This window comes from uncultured Jannaschia sp. (assembly GCF_947503795.1).
In the GTDB taxonomy this organism is placed as follows: domain Bacteria; phylum Pseudomonadota; class Alphaproteobacteria; order Rhodobacterales; family Rhodobacteraceae; genus Jannaschia.
The window spans coordinates 851,400-873,886 of the sequence record NZ_CANNEZ010000001.1 but is presented as its reverse complement, the minus strand read 5'-3'; the positions used below and the strand labels follow the sequence as shown (position 1 = coordinate 873,886).

Below are 22,487 nucleotides of genomic sequence, written 5' to 3'. Positions count from 1 at the left end.
CTCAGCCGGTGCCGCGCACCCCGTCCAGCAGACCATCGTCCATCGTCTCGCCATGGAGGACCGACACGTCGCCCGTCGCCTCCAGCACGACGGCGCGGACCATTCCGTAATCCAGCACATTCGCCTCGCGCAGCTTCGCCCGCAGGTCACCCTCGGTCACGCGGGTCCGCCGCAGCGCATCGTGAAGGATCGTGCCGTCCCGCATCAGAAGGACCGGATCGTTGTCGGCGGCGTCCTCGACCGCGTCCCAGCGCGCACGCACCCAGCCGATCACCCATTGCACCCCGAAAAGCGCCGCCATCGCCAGCACGCCCTGTCCCAGCGTGACGCCCGGATTGACGACCGTCGCCGCCAGCACCGAGCCGAAGGACACGGTCACCGCGAAGTCGTAGCTCGACATCTTGGAGAAAGCGCGCAGCCCCGCCAGCCGCACGAATAGCACCATCACCGGTACCAGGACGGCGGCGTCCACGAAATAGGTCGTCCAGTCGGGCATGTCGGCGCTCCCCCAGTGCATAACGACGCACGGGATGCCCCGAGGTTCCCTTCCGCGCGCAACGACCCCATATCGCAGGTCATGCTCAAGATCCCCGCCCTCGCCCTCGCGATCGGTTACGGCCTCGTCCTCTGGCTCTTCTCGGCCTGGCGGCTCAAGCGCCAGATGGACCAGACCTCGACCCCGCTCGACGACCCCCGGCTGGCCCCCGTCCTCGCTCGCATGGCGAAGGTCCTCGAGGTCGAGCGCATTCGCGTCAACGTCCACGAGGTCGAGCCGGTCAACGGCCTCGCCGCGCCCGACGGCCGCATCTTCCTGACGCGCGGCTTCCTGAGAAAGCTCGATTCCGGCGCGGTGACGCCAGACGAGCTGGCCTCGGTCGTGGCACACGAATTGGGCCATGTGGCGTTGGGCCATGCCCGGCGACGGCTGATCGACTTCTCGGGCCAGAACGCGATCCGTGTCGTGCTGGCGGGCGTTCTCGGGCGCATCATCCCCGGCGTCGGCATCTGGATCGCCAATGCGGTCGCCTCGCTGGTGGCCGCCCGTCTCTCGCGGCAGGACGAGTACGAGGCCGACGCCTATGCCAGCGCGCTTCTCGTCAAGGCGGGGATCGGGACGGCGCCGCAAAAGGCGCTCTTCTCCAAGCTCGAGAAGCTCTCGGGCCTCGGGGGCAACGGCGCACCCGCCTGGCTGATGAGCCACCCGAAGACCGAGGAGCGCATCGCCGCCATCGAAGGGCTGGAGCGCAAATGGGGCATCGAGGGCCCCTGACCGAACGCCCCGCGCCCACATTCTGTCCTCCGGGCATATGACCGGGGCGTCCGGGGGGATGCCCGCCCCAGTACCGTGTGCGACCTGTCCCGACCTTGCCCCCGCCGCGTCCAGCCGCCATCACTCCCGCCATGACGCCTGACCTTCTCTGCATCGGCTCGGTCCTCTGGGACATCATCGGCCGCGCCCCCGTCCACATGGAGCGCGGCACCGATGTCGGTGGCCGCATCACCCGCCTGCCGGGCGGGGTCGCCCTCAACATCGCGATGGCCGCCCGCGCCTACGGGATGACGCCCGCGCTCCTCTCTTGCGTCGGCCGCGATCCCGAGGGCGAGGAACTGGTGGCGGCACTCGGCCGGCTGGGGCTCGTGACCGACACGCTCTACCGCTCGGACGACCTGCCCACGGATGTCTACATGGCGGTCGAAGGCGCCAACGGCCTGATCGCCGCCATCGCCGATGCCCACTCGCTCGAGGCGGCCGGCGACAAGATCCTGCGGCCGTTGGATGGCTTGGGCTTCGAGGGGCCGATCGCGCTCGACGGCAACCTGACGCAGGACCTGCTGTCGCGGATCGCGACCGACCCGCGCTTCGCCGCCGCCGACCTCCGGATCGCGCCCGCCTCGCCGGGCAAGGCCGACCGGCTGATGCCGTTCCTCGGCCACGGCGCTGCGACGCTCTACGTCAATCTCGAGGAAGCGGGCACGCTTCTCCACGCGCCCCAGCCCGACGCGCCCGCCGCCGCCGCGGCCCTGCGCGCCCGCGGCCTTCACCGCGCGCTGGTGACGAATGGACCGCGCATGGCCGCCTGCGCCCATCCGGGCGGCGTGCTGACCCGGCCGCCGCGCGAGGTGATGGTGACCCGCGTCACCGGCGCGGGCGACACGTTCATGGCCGCCCATATCGCCGCCGAGGCGGGCGGAGCCGCGCCGGATGCCGCGCTGGAGCGGGCCCTTGAAGCAGCGGCGATCTACGTCTCCGGCGACAGCTACTGATGGCGGCCCCGACGCTTCGGGTCGCGCGGGCGGCGACCGATCTCGACGCGCTCCTGCCCTTCTACGTCGAGGGCCTCGGGTTCGACGTGCTCGGGCGGTTCGCGGATCACGACGGGTTCGACGGGCTGATGCTCGGCCACCCGAACGCGCCCTGGCACCTGGAATTCACCCGCCACGGCGATGCGCCCGCCCCGCCGCCGCCCGGCCCCGAGAGCCTGCTCGTCCTCTATCTGCCCGATCCCGGTGACTGGCGGGCGGCAACCGAGCGGATGGCCCGCGCCGGGTTCCCGCCGGTCGATGCCGCGAACCCCTACTGGGATGCGCGGGGCCGAACCTATGCCGACCCCGAAGGCTGGCGCACCGTATTGCAGAACGCGGCCTGGACGACCTGAGCCCCGCCGCATCGCCGAGCACCGCGCCCAAGCCCGCGGCACCCGGCGTGGCGCGGGGCGGCTGCCCGGGCGGCGGCTCAACCTGTCCTTGTTCCCGCCGGATGCGGGGAATATGTCGAACCCGACAAAGATCGAGATCCGATGCAGCTTGGCGACGACATCAAGGTGAAGCCGCCCCGCGCGGGGCTGCTGACCCGGCTCAGGAACAGCTTCCTGACCGGCCTGATCGTGATCGCGCCGGTGGGCCTGACCTTCTGGCTGATCTGGTCGGTGATCGGCTGGTTCGACAGCTGGGTCCTCCCCTTCGTCCCTGCCGCCTACCGCCCCGATATCTGGCTTCTGCAGCGCTTCGGACTCGACGTCGACATCCGCGGTATCGGTGTCGCGTTCTTCTTCGTCTTCACCATCCTTGTGGGGTGGCTGGCCAAGGGGTTCATCGGGCGCTCGATCATCCGCTGGGCCGAGGGTCTGGTGCAGAAGACGCCGGTGATCCGCTCCATCTACGGCGGGCTCAAGCAGATCGCCGAGACGATCCTCGCGCAGGACCAGACCTCGTTCGAGCAGGCGTGCCTGATCGAGTATCCGCGCAAGGGGATCTGGGCCATCGCCTTTGTCTCGACCACCGCCAAGGGCGAGATCGCGAGCCGTGCGGCCGAACCCATGATGTCGGTCTTCCTGCCGACCACACCGAACCCGACCTCGGGGTTTCTGCTATTCCTTCCGCTCTCGGACATCATCATGCTCGACATGACGGTCGAGGACGCGGCCAAGCTCGTGATCTCGGCGGGGCTCGTCTACCCGGCCAGCCAGCTCCCGAAAGAGGTGCCCGAGGGCGCGACCGTCGTCAGCTGACCTCAGGTTCCGCGCGGCAGCATCTCGTCGTCGACATAGCAGTAGGACCAGATCTCGCGCGGCTCGGCCGAGGTGATGATCGGATGGCCCTCGGCATCCGCATGGGCGCGGGCGTGGCGGTTGGGGCTGTCGTCGCAGCACAGCACCGCGCCGCAGGTTCGGCAGTGCCGCAGATGCAGCCACACGCCGCCGATCTTCACGCAATCCGCGCAGACCGCGCCGGTCTTCTCGTCCTCGGTCAGGCGCGGGCGGGTGATGGCCTCGGTATGGGTGCAGGTCATGGCGCGTCTCCTCCGGCCCGAGCCTGCGCGCCTCAGCCCGCGTCGTCCAGTGCCGCGACCCGCGCTGCGAAATCCTCGCCCCGCCGCTCGAAATTATCGTATTGATCGAAGCTCGCCGCGGCAGGAGCCAGAAGCACCGTCTCGCCCGGCTCCGCATCCGCCGCCGCGCGTGCGACCGCCGTTTCCATGTCGCCGCAGATCTCGGTCTCGACCGGTCCCAGCGCCAGCGCAGTCCCCGCGGCCTCGCGCCCGATGACATAGGCGCGGGCGACGTGGTCGTAATGGGGATGCAGGAGGTCGAAGCCGCCCTCCTTGACCAACCCCCCCACGATCCAGCGGATGCGCGGGAAGGCAGCGAGTGCCTGGGCCGCGGCATCCACGTTCGTGGCCTTCGAGTCGTTGACGAAGGTGACGCCGCCGCGCTCCGCGACGACCTGGCTGCGATGCGGCAGCCCCGGATAGGAGCGCAGGCCCGCCTCGATCTCGCGCGGGCCCAGCCCGAGGCTGCGCGCGGCGGCCCAGGCGCAGCAGGCGTTCTGGTGGTTGTGCCGTCCGGGCAGCCCTGGAATGTCGCGCAGGTCGACCGAAGCGACCTGGCGCCCCTTGCGCGTCTCGGCCAGCCAGCCCTTTCGCGCCGTCACCTGCCAGCCGGGCGTGGCCAGCTTTCCGGTCGAGACGCGGATCACCCGATCGTCGCCCCGCGCCTCCTGCATCTGCATCGCGAGGAAGCGACCCTCGTTCTCGTCGACGCCGATCACCGCACGATCCGGCCCGCCTTCGGCAAAGAGCCGACGCTTGGCCGCGAAATAGCCCCCGAAGCCGCCATGCCGGTCCAGATGGTCCGGCGAGAGGTTCGTGAAGACGCCCACGTCGGGCGTCAGCGCGCGCGCCAGTTCGATCTGGTACGAGGAGAGTTCGAGGACGATGACATCCTCGGGACCGGGCGGATCGAGATCCAGCACGCCACGCCCGATATTGCCCGCCAGATGCGCGGTGCGACCCGCCTGCGTCAGGACGTGATGCAGCAGCGCCGAGGTCGTGGACTTGCCGTTCGAGCCGGTGATCGCGACGACGCGGGGCGCCTCGCCCTCCCATCCCAGCGAGCGAAAGAAGAGCCCGATATCGTTGTCGACCGCCACGCCCGCCTCCCACGCGGCGGCGATGGCGGGATGGGGTGCGGGGTAAAGATGCGGGATGCCCGGCGAGGTGACGAGGGTCGCCACGTCCTCGAACGCGCCCGCACGGGTCAGCTCGCGCAGCTCGAAGCCCTCGGCCTCGGCCGCCGCGCGGCTGGCCGCGCCGTCGTCCCACGCTACGACCATCGCGCCGCCCGCCGTCAGCGCCCGCGCCGCCGTCAGCCCCGACCGCCCGAGGCCCAGGACCGCGACCGTGACGCCGTCGTATCCGCGCACGGGCATCATTTCCGCGTCGACATGCCGTAATCCCAGCCGAAGCGCCGAAGCTCCTGCCAGCCGTCGCCCTCGGGTGGCATCGGCATCCCCGCGCCCGCGATGCGGTAGCCCTCGACGATCGGCCAGCCAATGATGAGCACCCCCACGAGGAGCGCGACCGCCCCGTAGCGCGCGGCCTTCTCCGACAGCGAGAGCGGGTTGCGCGGCTGACCTAGCATCGGGTGCACCCGGCCCGGCCGTCCCGCCACGCCGAGGGTCGGGCGCGAAGGTTCATCGACGGCGAATCCCGCCAAATCCCTTGAAGGATCGGGGTCCGCGCCATCCTCAGCGGACCTTCAGCGTGGCCAGCCCGATCAGGGCGAGGATCAGCGCGATGATCCAGAAGCGGATCACGACCTGCGGCTCGGCCCAGCCCTTCTTTTCGAAATGGTGGTGGATCGGCGCCATCAGAAAGACGCGCTTGCCGGTCGATTTGAAGTAGAGGACCTGGATGATGACCGAGAGCGCCTCGACCACGAACAGCCCACCGATGATGGCCCAGACCAGTTCATGCTTGGTGACGACGGCGATGGTCCCGAGCGCACCGCCCAGTGCCAGCGAGCCGGTGTCGCCCATGAAGACCGCGGCGGGCGGTGCGTTGTACCAGAGGAACCCGAGCCCCCCGCCGATCAGACCGGCGCAGAAGATCAGAAGCTCGCCCGTGCCCGGCACGTAATGCACGCCGAGATATTCGGTGAAGTCCGTCCGCCCCACGGCATAGGAGATGACCCCGAGCGTCCCCGCCGCGATCATCACCGGCATGATCGCCAGCCCGTCGAGCCCATCGGTCAGGTTCACCGCGTTGGCCGAGCCCACGATCACGATCATCACGAAGGGGATGAAGACCCATCCCATGTTCAGAAGCACGTCGGCGAAGACCGGGAAGGCGAGCTGGTTCTCCAGCTCGGGCGGGTGGACCCAGACCGCGACCAGCGCCGCGACCAGCGCGATCACGAAGCCTAGCGCCAGCCGCACGCGACCCGGCACGCCCTTGGCGTTGCCTGCCGAAACCTTGGCGTAGTCGTCGACGAAGCCGATGGCGCCGAACGCGATGGTCACGAAGAGAACGAGCCAGACGTAAGGGTTGTCGAGCCGCCCAAACATCAGCGTGGCGACCGTCACCGCGCCGAGGATCAGGACCCCGCCCATGGTCGGCGTGCCCGCCTTGGCGAAATGGGTCTCGGGGCCGTCGTCACGGATCGGCTGGCCCTTACCTTGCCGGCGACGGAGGAGGTCGATCAGCGGTCGCCCGAAGATGAAGCCGAAGATCAGCGCGACGAAGAACGCGCCGCCCGCGCGGACGGTGATGTAGCGAAAGAGATTGAAGACGTCGCCGCCATCCGAGAGCTGGGTGAGCCAGTAGAGCATGTGCGGTCCTAGTCCTTCGGAGTGGAGGCGCCGGCCTCGCCCAGGGCGCGGAGACCCGCGACCAGCTTGGCCATCTTCATCGAAAGCGAGCCCTTCACAAGCACGGCGTCGCCGGGCCGCACCATGTCGCGAAGTTTGCGCAGGAGCGCGTCGCTCGTGTCCACGTGCAGCCCGCGCGCATCGCCGGGAAGCGCGTCGTGCAGGTGCCGCATCAGCGGGCCGACGGTATGGATGCGGTCGAGCGCGGCCAGCCCGTCGTGATCGGCCAGCGCGGCATGGCGTTCGGGTCCGGTCGGCCCCAGCTCCTTCATGTCGCCGAGGATCGCGATGCGGCGGGCGCGGGGCGGCACCGGCGTCGCGGCCAGGAGGTCCAGCGCCGCGCCGACCGAAGCCGGGTTGGCGTTGTAGGCGTCGTCGATCAGGTCGACCGGCGGCTCGTCGGGGTGGAGGATCAGCGCGAGCCGCTGGCCGCGCCCCTCGGGCGGGGTCCAGTCGGCGAGCGACAGCGCGGCCAGCGCCACGTCGCCCCCCGCTTCGTGGATGGCGGCCAGCACGGCCAGCGCGTTGAGCGCGAAATGCGCGCCCGGCGCGCCGACGCGGAACAGCACCTCGCCCAAGGGCGTCATGGCGCGGCAGGCGGTCCCGTCGGGGCCGGGATTGGCGTCGATCAGGTGCCAGTCCGCCGCCCCCGCCCGTCCGAACGAGACGGTGCCCGCCTGCGCGAGGATGTCTGAGGTCTCGAGATCGGCATTCCAGATCGCGGCCCCGCCGGGGCGCAGCCCGTCGAAGATCGCCGCCTTCTCGCGCGCGATACCGGGCACGCCGTCGGCGAAGGCCTCGAGATGAACCGGCGCGACATTGGTGACCATGGCGACATCGGGCGCGGCCTGAACGGCCAGGGGCGCGATCTCGCCGGGGTGGTTCATGCCGATCTCGATGACGGCGAAATCGGCGTCGGCCGGGCATCCGGCCAGCGTCAGCGGCACGCCCCAATGGTTGTTGAAAGACTTGATGGCGGCATGGACACGGCCCTGGCGGGCGAGCGCATGGCGCAGCATCTCCTTGGTCGAGGTCTTGCCGACGCTGCCGGTGATGGCGATGACCCGCGCGGACGTGCGTGCGCGCCCTGCGCGGCCCAACGCCTCGAGCCCCGCCTGCACATCCGGCACCACGAGGCAGCGCGCCGCGTCGACCCCGTCCGGCACGCGCGAGACGAGCGCCGCGGCCGCCCCGGCCGCGAGGGCGCCGGCGACGAAATCATGGCCGTCGCGCGCGGCCGTCAGCGCCACGAAGAGATCGCCGGGCGCGAGCGTGCGCGTGTCGATGCTGAGGCCGGTCGCGACCCAGTCGCCTGACGCGGTGCCGCCCGTGGCGGCCGCGGCCTCGGCTGCGGTCCAGAGCGTCATGCCTCGCGGCCTTCGAGGGCCGCGACGGAGATCGAGGCCTGCTCGACATCGTCGAAGGGCAGGACCATGTCGCCGACGGTCTGGCCGGTCTCGTGCCCCTTGCCCATCACCAGAAGCGCGTCGCCGGGTTCGAGCTCGCCCGCACCGCGCAGGATCGCTTCGGCGCGGTCGCCGATCTCGGTCGCGCCGGGCGCGCCCTGCATCACGGCGGCGCGGATGGCCGCCGGATCTTCGGAGCGGGGGTTGTCGTCGGTCACGATCACCGCGTCGGCATGCGACATCGCAGCCTCGCCCATCAGCGACCGCTTGCCTGTGTCGCGGTCGCCGCCCGCGCCAATGATGGCGACGATGCGACCCATCACATGCGGGCGCAGCGCCTGCAGCGCGGTGGCGATGGCGTCGGGCGTGTGGGCGTAATCGACGAAGACCGCCGCCCCGTTGTCGCGCGTCGCGGCCAGCTCCATCCGGCCGCGCACACCCTCGAGCTTGGCCAGCGCGCGGAAGACGGCCTCGGCCTCCTCGCCCGCGCCGATGACCAACCCCGCCGCCAGAAGCGCGTTCGCCGCCTGGAAGCCGCCGATTAGCTCGAGCCGGGCGGTATGGGCATGGCCCTGCCACTGGAACAGGACGTCCTGTCCCGTCGCATCGAAGCGCTGGCCAGTCAGGCGGATGCGGGCATCGTCGTGACGGCCGACGCCGATCACCTCCTGCCCGCGCGCGGTGCAGGCGGCGGCGAGGTCGGGGCCGTGGGGGTCGTCGAAATCGATCACCGCGACGCCGTCGACAGGCAGGATGCGGTCAAACAGGCCGGCCTTGGCGTCGAAATAGGCCTCCATCGTGCCGTGATAGTCGAGATGATCCTGCGTCAGGTTGGTGAAGCCGGCAGCGGCCAGCCGGACCGCCTCGAGACGGCGCTGGTCGAGCCCGTGGGACGAGGCCTCCATCGCGGCATGGGTGACGCCGAACTCGGCCATCTCGGCCAAGAGGCGATGCAGCGTGATGGGCTCGGGCGTGGTGTGGGTGGCGGGGGCGTGGAAGGCGCCCTCGACCCCGGTGGTGCCGATATTGACGGCCTGGATGCCCAGCGCGTCCCAGATCTGGCGTGTGAAGCTGGCGACGCTGGTCTTGCCGTTGGTCCCGGTGACGGCGACGACCGTTTCGGGCTGGCGCCCGGCCATCAGCGCGGCGGCAAAGGCCAAGGCGGCGCGCGGGTCTTCGACGACGATGACGGGGGCGACATCCCCGGCGACGGCGGCCCCTGCGGGGTCGGTCAGGATCGCGACGGCACCGCGCGCGACCGCGTCGGCGGCGAAACGCGCGCCATGGGTCTTCTCGCCGGGCAAGGCGGCGAAGAGATCGCCCGGCCGGACGCGGCGGTTGTCGACGGCCAGACCCGACACGCGCAGGTCCGATGGTCCCGTCAGCCCCAGTTCCGCCAGTGTCCTGATCATGGCGCCCTCGCCCGTGCCTCGTGTCGCGCGCCCGGATTATCCCGCCCGGCGCGCCCCGTCCATCAGCGCAGACCCGCCTGTGTCAGATATGCACCGAAGGCATCCTGTGCGGGATCGAAATCGGGCCGCATCCCCAGAAGCGGGCCGACGCGCGCGGTGATCTCGGAGGCGACGGGCACCGCCGTCCAGCCGGCCGTGCGCCGCCGCTCGCCCGCCGCGTCGATCTCGGGCTCGTCCAGCGTGACGACGAGGACGAATTTCGGGTCCTGCGCCGGGAAGACGCTGGCGAAGGTGGTGATGACCTTGTCGTCCCAATAGCCGCCCGTGTGCTTGGGCTTGTCGGCCGTCCCGGTCTTGCCGCCGACCTGGTAGCCGGGCACCTCGCCCATCGATGCCGTCCCCCGCATCACGACCTGCCGCAGCATGTGCCGCGCCTCGGCCGAGACGCGCGTGCTGACGACCCGCGCGCCGGGATCGGGCACGGCGCTCCGGGCCAGAAGCGTCGGGCGGACCCGCGTGCCGCCGTTCAGGAGCGAGGCGTAGCCTTGCGCGAGATGTAGCGGCGAGGCCGAGAGGCCGTGGCCGTAGCTGATGGTCATGGTCGAGATCTCGGGCCAGCGCGTCGGGACGAGCGGGCGGGCGCCGGGCGCCTCGGTCAGTTCGATCGCGGTCGGCTCGAAGAACCCGAGCGCGCGCAGGAAGTCCTGCTGCCGCTTGGCGCCAATGTCGAGCGCCATGCGCGCGGTGCCGATATTCGAGGATTTCACGATCACGTCCGTCACCGAGAGACGCGGGCCGTAATCGTGGAAGTCGCGGATGCGGTGGCGCCCCTGGCGGAGCGGCCCCTGGGTGTTCACCATCGTGCCCGCATTGGTCAGCCCCAGCTCGAGGCTCTGGGCGGCGGTGAAGATCTTGAAGGTCGAGCCCAGCTCGTAGACGCCCTGCACCGCGCGGTTGAACAGCGGGCTGTCGGCGGGATCGCCCTCGATGGCGGCGCGCGGCCGGTCGTTGGGGTCGAAATCGGGCAGGCTGGCCAGAGCCACGACCTCGCCCGTATGCACGTCCATCAGGATCGCGGCCGCGCCCTTGGCGTTCATCAGGCGCATGCCCCCCGAGAGGACCTGCTCCAGCGCGGTTTGCACCGACAGGTCGATGCTCAGGCGCAGGGGCGCGCCCTGCTGCGCGGGATCGCGGAGGTAGTCGTCGAACACGGCCTCGACGCCGGCGATGCCCTTGATCTCGGCGGCGCGGACGTCCTGCTCGCCGTAGCGCGCGCCTCCGAGCACGTGGCTGGCAAGCGGGCCGTTGGGATAGAGCCGCATCTCGCGCTCGCCGAAGAGAAGCCCCGGCTCGCCCAGATCGTGGACGGCCTGTTGCTGCTCAGGAGAGATATTTCCCTTGATCCAGAAGAACTTGGACCCGCTCTGGAAGCGGCGGGACCAGACGTCGGCATCCATGTCCGGAAAGACCCGCGCGAGGCCCTCGGCGGCGGCGACCGGATCGACCATAAGATGCGGCTGCGCATAGAGCGCGGTGGCCACCACGTTCGTCGCCAGCACGCGGCCCGCGCGGTCGGTGATGTCGGACCGCTCCGAGACGATCGAGGCGCCGGCGCGCGCGCCGATGGACGGCTCGCGCGCCTCGGAGGCCGAGATCGCGCCCATCTTCAGGCCGATCGCGGCGAAGCCCACCAGAAAGCAGGCGGCGGTGAACTTGAGGCGACGCTCGGCCCGCAGGCGCACGCGTTCGGGCGCCTCGCGGGGGATGGCGACGGGTTCGGTCCGGGCGCGTGGAATGGTCGGGACGACCGGCTGGAACGGGTCGGTGGCGACGGAAGGGCGACGGCGGCGGCGGATCACGGCAGTTGCTCCCCGTCATCGGCCAGCGTCGGCGGCGCAATCAGCGCGGGGGCCGCATCGGCGCCGAAGCGATGGTTCATGATGATGACCTCGCCCAGCTTCTCCTCGAGCCCCTCGTCGGCGGCCCAGACGGTCGGAAAGGCGGGCGTCGCGGGGGGCGGGAACGGGATCTGCTCGGCCAGCGCGAAATGGTCCGCCTGCAGCGGCATCAGTCCCAGCCGTTCGAAATTCATCTCGGCCAGCGCCGTCAGGCGGTCGGGGCGGTTCAGGTAGGCCCATTCGGCGCGCAGCATCGACAGCTCCTGGTGCCGGGCGCCGATCTCGCGCTTGAGCTGGGCCACCTGCCGCTCGGTGTCGCGGGTGTCATAGCCTTCGCGGTAGGCCCAGAAGGCGAGCCCCACGACGGCGGCGATGGAAAGGGCATAGAGAAGACCGCGCATCGTCAGATCCCCTCGACCGGGTCGGGAAGGCCCAGCGTCCGGCGATCGACCTCGCCCGCGGGCGCATCGGTGCGGCGGGCGACGCGGAGCCGGGCCGAGCGGGCGCGCGGGTTGTTCGCGACCTCTTCGGGGCTGGGGGCGATGGCCTTGTGGATCACGTCGAAGGCAGGATTCCGGGGCGGCTGGGGTGCGGCATGGCGCGACCCGCCGCCGCCCGCGTCCGACCGGTCGGCCAGGAAGCGTTTGACGGCGCGGTCCTCGACCGAATGGAAGGTCACGACGGCCAGCCAGCCGCCGGGAGCCAGCGCGCGCTCGGCGGCCGACAGCCCGCGGGCCAGCTCGCCGAACTCGTCGTTCACCGCGATGCGGATGGCCTGGAAGCTGCGGGTGGCGGGATGGGACTGGCCGGGCTTCTGGCGCGGCAGGTTGGCGGCGACCGTCTCGGCCAGATCGAGCGTCGTCTCGAACGGGGCCTCGTCACGCCGGCGCACGATGGAGCGGGCGATGCGCCGGGCGGCCCGCTCTTCGCCGTAGCGGTGCAGGATGTCGGAGAGGAGCGCTTCGGGGGCCGTGTTGACGACATCGGCGGCACTGGGCCCGTCATCGCCCATCCGCATGTCCAGCGGGCCGTCCCGCATGAAGCTGAAGCCGCGCTCGGCCTGGTCGAGCTGCATCGAGCTGACCCCGAGATCGAGAACCACACCATCGAGATCGCGCGCGACCTCGTCCATCCGCGAAAAAACCGTCTTCACCAACTCGACCCGTTCGTCTGCCCATTCGCGCGCCATCTGGTGAGCCGTCGGATCGCGGTCGAGGCCGATCACCCGGTCCGCCCCCGCATCCAGCAGCCCCCGCGTGTATCCGCCGGCGCCCATGGTGCCATCCAACCAGACGCCACGCACGGGAGCCACGGTTTCGAGGATCGCCGACAGCAAAACGGGGACATGTGGCGCCCCGGACTCACTCGGCGCGGTCACGATGCGGCGGGCGGCGTGTCGGACGGAAGCAGCCGCGTGATCGAGAAGCCCTCGGGCAACTCGCCCAGCCGGGTCTTGAGCGGGTTGGCCGCCACTTCGGGCACTTGCGGCGACAGGATGCGGAAGGTGCGGCCCTTCGAGGCGAAGACCGCCTCGTCGCCGATGCCGACCTGATCGCGCAACGCGCGGGGCAGCACGAGCCGCCCGCTATCGTCGATGCTGAGCGTCTCGACGAAGGTGTAGAAGTAATCCTCGAGCACCTCGCGGTCGGGGTGACCGTCGGGAAGCCGCTCGATCTTGGCGTCCTCCTCGGCCAGCGCCGCGACCGAATAGCAGGTCAACCAGGGGTTGCGCGTGTCGCCGTAAAGGACGTGGACGCGGGCATTCGTGCCCGGCTCGCGATCGGGATCGGCGGCATCGAGGACGCGGCGAAAATCCGCCGGGATGGATACCCGGCCCTTGCCATCGACCTTGTGCGTGCTGTTGCCTCGAAAGCGGAGCGTCACCGATCTAATCCGTTTCGGCGTGCGGGAGAGCACACGCCAGGGTTGAATTTGCCCCCCGGACGTAAAAAAGCGGACCGGGTGTCTGCCAATACCCGGTCCGCCTTGGTGTCCCGTTGCCGGGCGTCCTTGGCGCGCTGTCACCTGGGGGGATGTCTGCCACGGCGCGCTTTGGATCTTTTCGTCGTTCAGAGACGAAGGGGGGTGCCTGTTTTAACCTGCCTCAACTCGATTTGGGGGTCTGAAGTCTTCGCTCCGTAGCCACCCTCTGCTCTGTGAAATCTTGATGCCAGAGACGGACCGCCCTGGGAACCCACTATATGCCACTTCACGCCACCAGAGTTATCCACAGGCTTGGGATAACACTGGGGATAAGCGGAAATCGGCACAATATCTTGTATGTCTGTTGAGAAATTTCGGAAATTGTTGTGTTTTTCTCAAACGGAGAAAAGTTCCGTTCTTCCGGCGCAACAGTGGCAAATTGCCCACAGAATGGGCCCCTGCGTCAGCCTCGACCAACCGATGGCGGCGTTCTCAAACTGCCTGAATTTCCGGCTGAACCCTGAATCCTTCCGTGGAGTCAGGGGTTTGCTTCAGAATCACCCATTCGAGGCATGATTCCGAATCGGAGCGGGCCTCTGCGCGTCATTGAACGACGGCTCGACTGGTGGACGTGGTGGCATGAGATTCCATGCCCTCGTGTGATCGGCTTTAGCCGGCGTCCATCTCGATCAGACGCCGCGCGAGGTCGGCGAAGGCGTCGGCCATCGGCCCGTCACCGGCCGCGATGGGTGTCCCCTCGTCCCCGGCCAGCCGGGTCTCGAGGTCGATGGGCAGTGTTCCCAGAAGCGGCAGGCCCAGCGCTTCCGCTTCGGCCGCGACGCCCCCGTGGCCGAAGATATGCGCCTCATGGCCGCAATTCGGGCAGTGAAAGAGGCTCATGTTCTCGACCAGCCCCAGCACCGGGGTCTTGAGCGTGGCGAACATGTCGAGCGCCTTGCGTGCATCCAGAAGGGCCACGTCCTGCGGGGTCGAGACAACGACCGCGCCGGTCACGACGGCCTTGGTCGAGAGCGTGAGCTGCACGTCGCCGGTCCCCGGCGGCAGATCGACGATGAGGACGTCGAGGTTGGCGCCATCGGTGTGATGCGTCCAGGCCACCTGTCCCAACATCTGCTGCAAGGCACCCATCAGCATCGGGCCGCGCCAGACCACGGCCTTGTCGGCATCGAGCATCAGGCCGATCGACATCAGCGTGACGCCATGGGCCTGAAGCGGATGGATGGTCTTGCCGTCGGGCGAAGCGGGGCGCTGGTTGGCCCCCATCATGCGAGGCTGGGACGGGCCGTAGATATCGGCGTCGAGCAGACCGACGCGCCGTCCCTGCCGTGCCAGCGCCACGGCGAGGTTCGCGGCGAGCGTGGACTTGCCCACGCCGCCCTTGCCGGACGCGATGGCGACGACGCGATCCACGCCGGGCACGCGCATCGGCCCGTCCTGTGACTTCGGGTGACCGCCCACCTTCAGGGACGGTGGCGCCTTGGTCTCGGTCGGCGCGGTGAGCACGGCCTGCACGCGGGCGACGCCGGGCATCTTGGCCACGAGGCCCTCGGCGGCGGCGCGCAGCGGCTCCATCTGGCGGGCGATCTCGGCGGATGGGGCCTCGATGACGAAGCTGACCGCGCCGTCGGTCACGGTGAGCGCGCGGACCAGGTCGGCGGAGACGAGATTGCGCCCGTCGGGCACCGCCACGCGGGCCAGTTCCGCCTTTACGTCGTCGCGCGTGATCGCCATGGCCCGTCCCCTGTCGCCGTGTCGGGCCTTACGTGGCGGCGCGGCGCAGGGAAGGCAAGACCAGGAGCGCCGCCATCCCGGCACCGACCGCCCCGGCCCAGCGCAGCACGGTCGGCAGGTCGAACGGCCCGGCGAGCCAGCCGAGAAGGCCCGAGCCGATCGCCACTGCGCCGATCCCCACCACCACCCAGAGCGACATCACCCGGCCTCGGAGGTCGTCGGGCAGCGCCTGCTGGACGGCCGCCTGGAAGCTGACGCCGCAAAAGGTCGACGCGAAGCCCGCGACCGCGGTCCAGACCAGCGCGCCCTGCCACGAGACCGAGGCGCCCAGCGCCGAAAGGGACGCGATGCCCGCCACGAGGATCGCGAGCGTCGCGCGGGAGGTGCCGGTCTCGGCTTGCCCCGCGCCCATGGTCTTGGCCATCGCCGCCAGCAGCGCCCCTGCCCCGGCCGCCGCGGTCAGCCAGCCGAGGCCTTCGGCGCCGCGCGCGTGGACGCCCTCGGCCATGACGGGCAGCAATTCGAGATACCCGCGCACGAGGATCGCCATCGCCGCCGTCAGGATCACCGCCTGACGGGCGACGGGCGTGGTCCAGAGGTATCGCGCGGCCTCGGCAATGCCGGCGCCGATGCTGCCTTGCGTGGCGCGGGCCGACAGCGGCCGCGGATCCATCCAGCGGATCGCCACCAGCATCGGCAAATACAGAAGTGCCGAGGCCCAGAGCGTCGCGACCGCACCGAAGGCCGCGATGGCGATGCCGGTCAGGACGGGTGCCAGAAGTCGCGCGAGGTTGAAGTTGAGGGCCGAGAGGGCGACGACCGACGGCACCTCGGCGCGGGGCACGAGGCGCGGCCCGAGGGACATGCGGACGGGGTGATGCGCCGAGGTGACGACCCCGATGGCAAGCGCCAGCCCGGCCAGCCCCCAGCGGCCGAGCCCCGGCCCGCCGGCGAGAAGGGCCGCGAGCGCAAGGAGCAACGCCATCGAGATGCTTGTCGCGAAGAGTGCGCGGCGAATGTCGGCCCGGTCCACGAGCACGCCGAAGATCGGGCCCGAGACCAGCATCGGCGCCAGACCCAGCGCCGCGATCAGCCCCACGAAGGGTGCCGAGCCCGATACGTCCCAAGCGAGCCAGCCCAGCGTGACGCGCTGCGCCCAGAGCGCCTGCACCAGCGGAACGGCAGCCACGAAATAAGCCCGGAAGCCGATATGGGAGAGTGCGCTCATCGCATTGCGATATGGCGCATGCCGGGCGCTTCGACAGGGCGCGGCGGCGAAACAAGGGTTCTGACGCAAGGAAACCCATGCAAATGCCGCATAGCAGCATTGAAGGATCGGGGCGTTGTGCGGGTGCAGCATCCGGCCCATCTTCCTCTCAAGGAAACACGGATGCACCTGGCAATGGGGTCGGGCACCGGCGGGGCAGAATGTCCCTCACTGAAAGGGTCAGACATGACTGTCACCACCTACGGCAATACGGCCGCCACCTCCACCACGCTGCGCGATCGCATCGCCGACCGCCTGCGTCTCGCTCGCGTGCAATGGGGCCAGTGGCGCGTCTACCGCCAGACGCTCAACGAGCTCTCGGCGCTCTCGGATCGCGACCTGGCGGATCTCGCCATCGCGCGTTCGAACATCCCGTGGATCGCGATGGAAGCGGCCTACGGCACGAAGTAATTCCCATCCCGGCGGGCGCATCCTCCCTTGCGTTCCGACGGGTCCTCGTGGCGGCGTCCCCCTCCCGGACCTGCCGCCGCGGCCCGGCCCGACCTCCCTCGGGCCGATCCGCACCGCGCCTCCGTCCTCCCACGGGGCCGGTGCACACGGAAGGCCCTGACGGCGCCCCATCCCTCCCTGAGGGGCGCCGCCGGGGGCCGACTGACCCCGCGCCGGGCCGCTTCCGCGACCGGCCGACACGATACGGGCTCCCCGTCCTCCCTCGGGCGAGACCGTTCCGCGCATCCCTCATCCTCCCTTGGGCCGGATGCGCGATATCGACCGGTTCGGCGATACCCATCCTCCCTTGGGGATCGCCGGACCGGACGACCCTCCCTTCCCCTTGACTCCAACGTTGACGCGCGGCGCGTAAGAAAAAACTTCGCGCCCTGGCGGAACCGGATCGCCGAAACGGCGTTCGGTGAATGATTGGACGCCGCTTGTTCCCTCTGGCGATCGTCCGACGCGCCGCGACCGCACATCGTCCCCCCCGAAGCGGACGGCGCACTATAGACGGCGGTGCCCCACGGCGTGGAGCACCGCCGTTCTTCGTTTTCCGCGACGTTCGATCCGACTAAACTCAGGGCCGTGACAGGTCTCCTGCCCTTCGGCCCAAGCCTCTGGCTTGCGGATGGCGCCACCGCGACGGTGGCCGGGTTTCGCTATCCGACGCGGATGGTGGTGATCCGGCTGGCGTCGGGCGGGTCGGTGCTCTGGTCGCCGGTCGCGGCGCGGGACGCGCTGGTCGCAGAGGTCGCGGCCCTCGGCCCGGTCGAAGAGATCGTGGCCCCCAACCACTTGCACCACCTCTGGATCTCGGATTGGGCCGGGCGGTTCCCCGAAGCGCGCGCTCTCGCCGCGCCGGGGCTGGCGGCCAAACGACCGGACCTTGCCTTGGACGGCTTGTTGTCCGCGCCCTGGCCCGACAGCTGGGCCGGCACGCTCGATGCGGTGACCGTTCCGGGCAACCGCATCACGACCGAGATCGTGGCGTTCCACGCGCCGAGCGGCACGGTTCTTTTCACCGACCTGATCCAACAACTGCCGCCCGAGGCGAATACCGGCTGGCGGGGCGCGGTCGCGCGGCTCGACCGGATGACGGGGCCGCGGCCGCAGGTGCCATTGAAGTTCCGGCTGGCGCAGACGGACCGGCGGGCGGGCCGGGCGGCGGTGCGGCGCATCCTCGACTGGCCGATCCGGCAGGCGGTCTTCGCGCACGGCCCGCCCGTGACCGCGGACGCGCATGGAGTGGTTGCCGAAGCCTTCGACTGGCTGGGCGTGGCCTAGAAGGGCGTCTCGCCCGCCTGATCGGCGGCCATCAGAAAGCGGCCGACGATCTTCTTCGACCCGGCCTTGTCGAACTCGACCTCCAGCTTGTCGCCCTCGATCGCCATCACCTCGCCATAGCCGAACTTCGTATGGAACACGCGGTCGGCGATGGAGAAGGCCGAGACGGCCGTGGCATCGATGACGAGGTTCTTGGCCTCGGCGGGCTGGCGCACGGGGCGCGTCGCGTTCGATTGCAGCCGCCGCCAGCCGGGCGAGTTGTAGACATCGGCCTTCGTGGCGCGGTCGTGCAGATCGCTCTCGACGCCGCCGCCCATCGCGGTCTTCTGGGCCGCGGCCATGCCGGACGCGCCGAAGCCGCCGCCATAGAGGCCGGGGGGCGTCAGAACCTCGACGTGATCGGCGGGCAGCTCGTCGATGAAGCGCGACGGCAGCGCCGATTGCCACTGGCCATAGACGCGCCGGTTGGCGGCGAAGCTGATCGTGCAGACCTCCTCGGCGCGCGTGATGCCGACATAGGCTAGGCGCCGCTCCTCCTCGAGGCCCTTCACGCCGCTCTCGTCCATGCTGCGCTGGCTGGGAAAGAGGCCATCCTCCCAGCCGGGCAGGAACACGACAGGAAATTCGAGGCCCTTGGCGGCATGGAGGGTCATGATCGTGATCATGGGCTCGTCCTGCGCCTGCTCGTTGTCCATGATGAGCGAGACGTGTTCGAGGAAGCCCTGCAGGTTCTCGAACCCTTCCAGCGCCTTCACGAGTTCCTTGAGGTTCTCGAGGCGGCCGGGTGCCTCGGGCGTCTTCTCGTTCTGCCAGAAGCCGGTATAGCCGGACTCGTCGAGGATCTCTTCGGCGAGGTGAATGTGGTCGCGCCCGTCGAGCATTTCGGCCCGCCAGCGGTCGAGGCCATCGACCAGCTCGCCCAGCGCCTTGCCGCCCTTGCCGCCGATGGTCTTCGTGCGCACGCAGAGCCGCGCGCCTTCGACGAGGCTAACGCCGTTCGACCGCGCCATGACCTGGATCGTCTGCTGGGCCTTGTCGCCCAGACCGCGCTTGGGGGTGTTGACGATCCGTTCGAAGGCGAGGTCGTCGTCGGGGCTGACGACGAGGCGGAAATAGGCCATCGCGTCGCGGATTTCCAAGCGCTCGTAGAAGCGGGGGCCGCCGATGACGCGGTAGGGCAGCCCGATGGTCAGGAAGCGATCCTCGAAGGCGCGCATCTGGTGGGCGGCGCGCACAAGGATGGCCATGTCGTCGAGCGTGTAGGGGTCGAGGCCGCGCGTGCCGCGCTGCATCGACTCGGCCTCCTCGCCGATCCAGCGGGCTTCCTCGTCGCCGTCCCAATGCCCGATCAGCCGGACCTTCTCGCCATCGGTCGCGTCCGTCCAGAGTGTCTTGCCCAGCCGCCCCTTGTTGCCGGCGATGACGCCCGAGGCGGCGGCGAGGATATGGGGCGTAGAGCGGTAGTTCTGCTCCAGCTTGATGATCTCGGCGCCCTCGAAATCCGTCTCGAAGCGCAGGATGTTGCCGACCTCGGCGCCGCGCCAGCCGTAGATCGACTGGTCGTCGTCGCCCACGCAGCAGATGTTCCTGTGCCCACCGGCCAGAAGGCGGAGCCAGAGATACTGGGCGACGTTGGTATCCTGGTACTCGTCCACGAGGATGTAGCGAAACCAGCGGCGATATTGCGCGAGAACGTCGTCATGGCGCTGGAAGATGTCGATGACATGCATCAGCAGGTCGCCGAAATCGCAGGCGTTCAGCGTCAGGAGGCGGTCCTGATAGGCGCGGTAGAGCGCGACGCCCTTGCCATCGAAGGCCTGCGCCTCGTGGGCGGGGATCTTGTCGGGGGTCCAGGCACGGTTCTTCCAATGGTCGATGATGCCGCCCAGCATCCGGGGCGGCCAGCGCTTGGTGTCGACCCCCTCGGCCTCGATCAGCTGCTTGAGGAGGCGGTTCTGGTCGTCGGTGTCGAGGATCGTGAAGTTCGAACGGAGATGCACCTCGCGCGCATCGCCATTGACCATGATCGTGCGGCCGACGAGTTCGGCGTGGCGGCGCAAGAGTTTGACGCAGACCGAGTGGAAGGTGCCGAGCCACGGCATCCCCTCGGCCGCCTGGCCCATCATGGCGCCGACGCGCTCGCGCATCTCGCGGGCGGCCTTGTTGGTGAAGGTGACGGCAAGGATCTCGTTCGGGCGCGCCTTACCCCGAGCCATCAGGTGCGCGATCCGCGCGGTCAGGGCGCGGGTCTTGCCGGTGCCTGCCCCCGCCAGCATCAGGACGGGGCCGTCCAGCGTCTCGACCGCCTGGATCTGCGCGGCGTTCAACCCTTCGAGATAGGGCGCGGGCCGCGCCGCCATCGCGCGGGACGACAGCGAGGCCGCCTCGAAGGCGTCGGAATCATCGTGCTGGACCATGGCCCCACAGATAGGACGGGCCTCCCGCCAAGGGAAGCCCGTGTTCGCGTTGCGTTCCCCGGTCGGCGCGAATTGCCTCAAGTCGCGACCTCGGCCGCCGCGACGTTCGCCGCGAGGTGGTCGGGGTTGGTCGTGCCGGGGATCGCGATGACGTTGGGCGACAGGTCCAGAAGCCAGCGGATCGCGCGGGCCGGGTCGAGCGTCGCGCCCGGCTGCATCGGGTTCGCGCCAAGCGGTCCGTAGGGCAGGAAGGCGATGCCCAGTTCGCGGGTCTTCTCGACCATCTCGAGCTGTTCGGTGTCGTCCATGTTGAGCCGGTTCTGGACGCTGGCGATGGGGGCGACGGCGCGGGCGCGGTCGAGCTCCTCGGGCGTGACGTTGCTGAGCCCGATCATGTCGATGAGGCCGGCGTCGCGGGCCCTCGCCATCGCCTCGACGGAGGTTTCGAGCGGCACTTCCGGGTCGACCCAGTGCAGCTGGAAGAGGTCGATCCGGTCGCGCCGGAGGTTGCGGCGCGCGTCCTCGATCTGGGCGGCCAGCCGCTCGGGCGAGGCGTCGCGGGACATCTCGTTGGGCGAGCGTTTGTCGATGCCGCCCTTGGTCGCGAAGAAAACGTCGTCTCGATGCCCGAGTGCCTCCCCGAGGATGCGATCTGCATGTTCCGGGCCATAGGCGCGGGCGCTGTCGAAGAGTTGGACGCCCGCGTCCGCCGCCTGACGCAGCAGGGCGAGGCCCGCATCCCAATCGGGATAGGGGCCGAAATTGCCGGGTCGGCCGGTGAGGCGCATGACGCCCATCCCGAGGCGGTTGATCGTGCGGCCGTTGAGGAAGGTGAAGCTGTCCATGTCGTGTCTCCTTTGCTGATCGGAGAGATGGCACCCGCGGCGGACCAACGGTATGGGCATGGCCTGCATCTTTGTCATACAAGAATTGTATGGCAGATCGATTGTCCCATCTTGCGGTGTTCCTTCGCGTGGCCGAACGCGGCTCGCTGACGGCGGCGGCGCGCGACCTGTCGGTGTCGCAGCCCACGGTCACGCGGGCCATCGCCGCGCTGGAGGCGGAATTGGGCACCCGGCTTCTGCATCGCACAACCCACGCGCTGGCGCTGACCGAGGCGGGGCGGACCCTCCTGCCCCGCGCGCGGCGGATGCTGGCCGCGTGGGCCGGGATTGCCGAGGATCTGGCCGAGTGCGATACGCTGTCGGGGCCGCTGCATGTCGTGGCGCCGATCGCGTTGGGCCAGACGGAGCTGATGCCCGCACTGGCCGCGTTTCGGGCTGCGCACCCGGCCGTGACGGTGAACTGGCAGCTGACGGATGCGCCGGTGCGCCTCTCCGAGACGGGGGCGGATCTGTGGATCCGGGTCGGGCCGGTGCCCGACGCCACGCTGGTGGTGCGGCATGTGGGCGACGTGGCGCGCCATGCGATCGGGCATCCCCGGTTCGCGGATGTCGATCTGGCGGACGCGCCCTGGATCACGCTGGGGCCCTACGAGGGACGGCAGATCGTGCTGGCCGACCGGCGCTTCGATGCGGCGCCGGGCCTCAACACCAACTCCATCGCGGTCGTGGCGCGGGCCCTGACCGAAGGGCTCGGCGTGGCGATCGCGCCGGACTGGTACCTACGGCGCGAGCTGGACGCGGGGCTTCTGGTGCGGCTGGCCGAGGCGACCCCCCTGCCCGTCCATATGGCCTTCGCCCCCGAGCGCCGGACCCGGCGGCTGGAGGCGTTCATGGCGGCAATGGAGGCGCGGCTCCGGTCGCATGTCGTGGCCTGAGGCTCAGTCTTCGTCGCCCCCGGACATCTGGCTCAGGATCCAGACGACCTGCACGCCGGTGAAGACGATGCCGTTGAAGAACCACAGAAGGAAGGTCGCGAGCGCGCCCCGGTCCGATCCCGCGATCAGGTGGCCGAGCCCGCCCACGTCCAACAAGAGGAGGAGCGCGGTGAAGAGCGCGGCTGCGCCGAAGCCCACGGCGATGGCGTTGAGATAGAGGCGGATGATGCGCGGCATGGGGCCCGTC

At 69.9% G+C, this 22,487-nt stretch carries 23 protein-coding genes; 7 read left to right on the top strand and 16 right to left on the bottom strand.

The features are described from left to right. Window position 1 precedes the first annotated feature (1 nt). Window positions 2-496: a DUF421 domain-containing protein gene (locus Q0833_RS04705; protein ID WP_298430761.1), complete on the bottom strand. Its 495-nt coding sequence runs from the start codon at window positions 494-496 to the stop codon at window positions 2-4. Between the two features lie 81 nt (window positions 497-577). Here Q0833_RS04705 and Q0833_RS04700 point away from each other — a divergent pair, with 81 nt between their 5' ends. The 4 genes from Q0833_RS04700 (at window position 578) to Q0833_RS04685 (ending at window position 3,509) form a co-directional block, all read left to right on the top strand. Then, a complete protein-coding gene (locus tag Q0833_RS04700; protein ID WP_298430759.1) occupies window positions 578-1,270 on the top strand; it encodes a M48 family metallopeptidase in 693 nt (230 codons plus the stop codon). A gap of 131 nt (window positions 1,271-1,401) precedes the next feature. Beyond that, window positions 1,402-2,265 (top strand): PfkB family carbohydrate kinase, encoded by an 864-nt coding sequence (locus Q0833_RS04695; RefSeq protein WP_298430757.1) that lies wholly within the window; start codon window positions 1,402-1,404, stop codon window positions 2,263-2,265. Then, window positions 2,265-2,657: a VOC family protein gene (locus tag Q0833_RS04690; protein WP_298430755.1), complete on the top strand. Its 393-nt coding sequence runs from the start codon at window positions 2,265-2,267 to the stop codon at window positions 2,655-2,657. Before Q0833_RS04695 ends, Q0833_RS04690 begins: the two co-directional genes overlap by 1 nt. Window positions 2,658-2,798: 141 nt before the next feature. Then, window positions 2,799-3,509 (top strand): DUF502 domain-containing protein, encoded by a 711-nt coding sequence (locus tag Q0833_RS04685; protein ID WP_298430754.1) that lies wholly within the window; start codon window positions 2,799-2,801, stop codon window positions 3,507-3,509. Between the two features lie 2 nt (window positions 3,510-3,511). On the opposite strand, the gene Q0833_RS04680 is transcribed toward Q0833_RS04685, so the two are convergent. From Q0833_RS04680 to Q0833_RS04625, 12 genes are all read right to left on the bottom strand, one after another. Then, complete coding sequence (locus Q0833_RS04680) at window positions 3,512-3,790, bottom strand: UBP-type zinc finger domain-containing protein (protein WP_298430752.1); 279 nt, start codon at window positions 3,788-3,790, stop codon at window positions 3,512-3,514. Between the two features lie 32 nt (window positions 3,791-3,822). Further along, window positions 3,823-5,211 (bottom strand): UDP-N-acetylmuramoyl-L-alanine--D-glutamate ligase, encoded by a 1,389-nt coding sequence (gene murD, locus Q0833_RS04675; RefSeq protein WP_298430750.1) that lies wholly within the window; start codon window positions 5,209-5,211, stop codon window positions 3,823-3,825. Further along, on the bottom strand, window positions 5,208-5,450 hold the full coding sequence (locus Q0833_RS04670; RefSeq protein ID WP_298430748.1) for a hypothetical protein: 243 nt from the start codon (window positions 5,448-5,450) through the stop codon (window positions 5,208-5,210). The genes murD and Q0833_RS04670 overlap by 4 nt, the downstream gene beginning before the upstream one ends. 76 nt (window positions 5,451-5,526) lie before the next feature. Then, on the bottom strand, window positions 5,527-6,609 hold the full coding sequence (gene mraY / locus Q0833_RS04665; RefSeq protein WP_298430746.1) for a phospho-N-acetylmuramoyl-pentapeptide-transferase: 1,083 nt from the start codon (window positions 6,607-6,609) through the stop codon (window positions 5,527-5,529). Between the two features lie 8 nt (window positions 6,610-6,617). Further along, the gene (gene murF, locus Q0833_RS04660) at window positions 6,618-8,015 is read right to left on the bottom strand and encodes a UDP-N-acetylmuramoyl-tripeptide--D-alanyl-D-alanine ligase (RefSeq protein ID WP_298430745.1); all 1,398 of its coding nucleotides are present in this window, start codon (window positions 8,013-8,015) and stop codon (window positions 6,618-6,620) included. Further along, window positions 8,012-9,466, bottom strand: a complete 1,455-nt coding sequence (locus Q0833_RS04655; RefSeq protein ID WP_298430743.1) for a UDP-N-acetylmuramoyl-L-alanyl-D-glutamate--2,6-diaminopimelate ligase — start codon at window positions 9,464-9,466, stop codon at window positions 8,012-8,014. Before Q0833_RS04655 ends, murF begins: the two co-directional genes overlap by 4 nt. Window positions 9,467-9,528: 62 nt before the next feature. Then, entirely contained in the window at window positions 9,529-11,325 is a 1,797-nt protein-coding gene (locus tag Q0833_RS04650) for a penicillin-binding protein 2 (protein ID WP_298430741.1), read from the bottom strand. After that, window positions 11,322-11,765, bottom strand: coding sequence for a cell division protein FtsL (locus tag Q0833_RS04645; RefSeq protein WP_298430739.1), 444 nt, complete (start codon window positions 11,763-11,765; stop codon window positions 11,322-11,324). The genes Q0833_RS04650 and Q0833_RS04645 overlap by 4 nt, the downstream gene beginning before the upstream one ends. Window positions 11,766-11,767: 2 nt before the next feature. After that, window positions 11,768-12,742, bottom strand: coding sequence for a 16S rRNA (cytosine(1402)-N(4))-methyltransferase RsmH (gene rsmH, locus Q0833_RS04640; protein ID WP_298430737.1), 975 nt, complete (start codon window positions 12,740-12,742; stop codon window positions 11,768-11,770). Further along, complete coding sequence (locus Q0833_RS04635; protein ID WP_298430736.1) at window positions 12,739-13,248, bottom strand: cell division/cell wall cluster transcriptional repressor MraZ; 510 nt, start codon at window positions 13,246-13,248, stop codon at window positions 12,739-12,741. Before Q0833_RS04635 ends, rsmH begins: the two co-directional genes overlap by 4 nt. Before the next feature lie 708 nt (window positions 13,249-13,956). Continuing rightward, window positions 13,957-15,039, bottom strand: coding sequence for an Mrp/NBP35 family ATP-binding protein (locus Q0833_RS04630; RefSeq protein WP_298430734.1), 1,083 nt, complete (start codon window positions 15,037-15,039; stop codon window positions 13,957-13,959). 28 nt (window positions 15,040-15,067) lie between these two features. Next, the gene (locus Q0833_RS04625; RefSeq protein ID WP_298430732.1) at window positions 15,068-16,267 is read right to left on the bottom strand and encodes an MFS transporter; all 1,200 of its coding nucleotides are present in this window, start codon (window positions 16,265-16,267) and stop codon (window positions 15,068-15,070) included. A gap of 225 nt (window positions 16,268-16,492) precedes the next feature. Between Q0833_RS04625 and Q0833_RS04620 the strand changes: the two genes are divergently transcribed. Together Q0833_RS04620 and Q0833_RS04615 are read left to right on the top strand one after the other, a co-directional pair. Beyond that, window positions 16,493-16,717 (top strand): DUF1127 domain-containing protein, encoded by a 225-nt coding sequence (locus Q0833_RS04620; RefSeq protein WP_298430729.1) that lies wholly within the window; start codon window positions 16,493-16,495, stop codon window positions 16,715-16,717. A 627-nt stretch (window positions 16,718-17,344) separates the two neighbouring features. Beyond that, complete coding sequence (locus Q0833_RS04615) at window positions 17,345-18,043, top strand: DUF4336 domain-containing protein (protein ID WP_298430727.1); 699 nt, start codon at window positions 17,345-17,347, stop codon at window positions 18,041-18,043. Here Q0833_RS04615 and Q0833_RS04610 read toward each other — a convergent pair. Together Q0833_RS04610 and Q0833_RS04605 are read right to left on the bottom strand one after the other, a co-directional pair. Further along, entirely contained in the window at window positions 18,040-20,460 is a 2,421-nt protein-coding gene (locus Q0833_RS04610; RefSeq protein ID WP_298430725.1) for an ATP-dependent helicase, read from the bottom strand. The two genes, Q0833_RS04615 and Q0833_RS04610, sit on opposite strands and share 4 nt — an antisense overlap. 77 nt (window positions 20,461-20,537) lie before the next feature. Then, on the bottom strand, window positions 20,538-21,305 hold the full coding sequence (locus Q0833_RS04605) for an aldo/keto reductase (RefSeq protein WP_298430723.1): 768 nt from the start codon (window positions 21,303-21,305) through the stop codon (window positions 20,538-20,540). A gap of 89 nt (window positions 21,306-21,394) precedes the next feature. On the opposite strand from Q0833_RS04605, the gene Q0833_RS04600 reads away from it, so the two are divergent. Further along, entirely contained in the window at window positions 21,395-22,240 is an 846-nt protein-coding gene (locus Q0833_RS04600) for a LysR family transcriptional regulator (protein ID WP_298430721.1), read from the top strand. A 3-nt stretch (window positions 22,241-22,243) separates the two neighbouring features. Here the strand turns inward: Q0833_RS04600 and Q0833_RS04595 are convergent, their stop codons facing one another. Further along, window positions 22,244-22,477 (bottom strand): hypothetical protein, encoded by a 234-nt coding sequence (locus Q0833_RS04595; protein ID WP_298430719.1) that lies wholly within the window; start codon window positions 22,475-22,477, stop codon window positions 22,244-22,246. Between the last annotated feature and the right edge of the window lie 10 nt (window positions 22,478-22,487).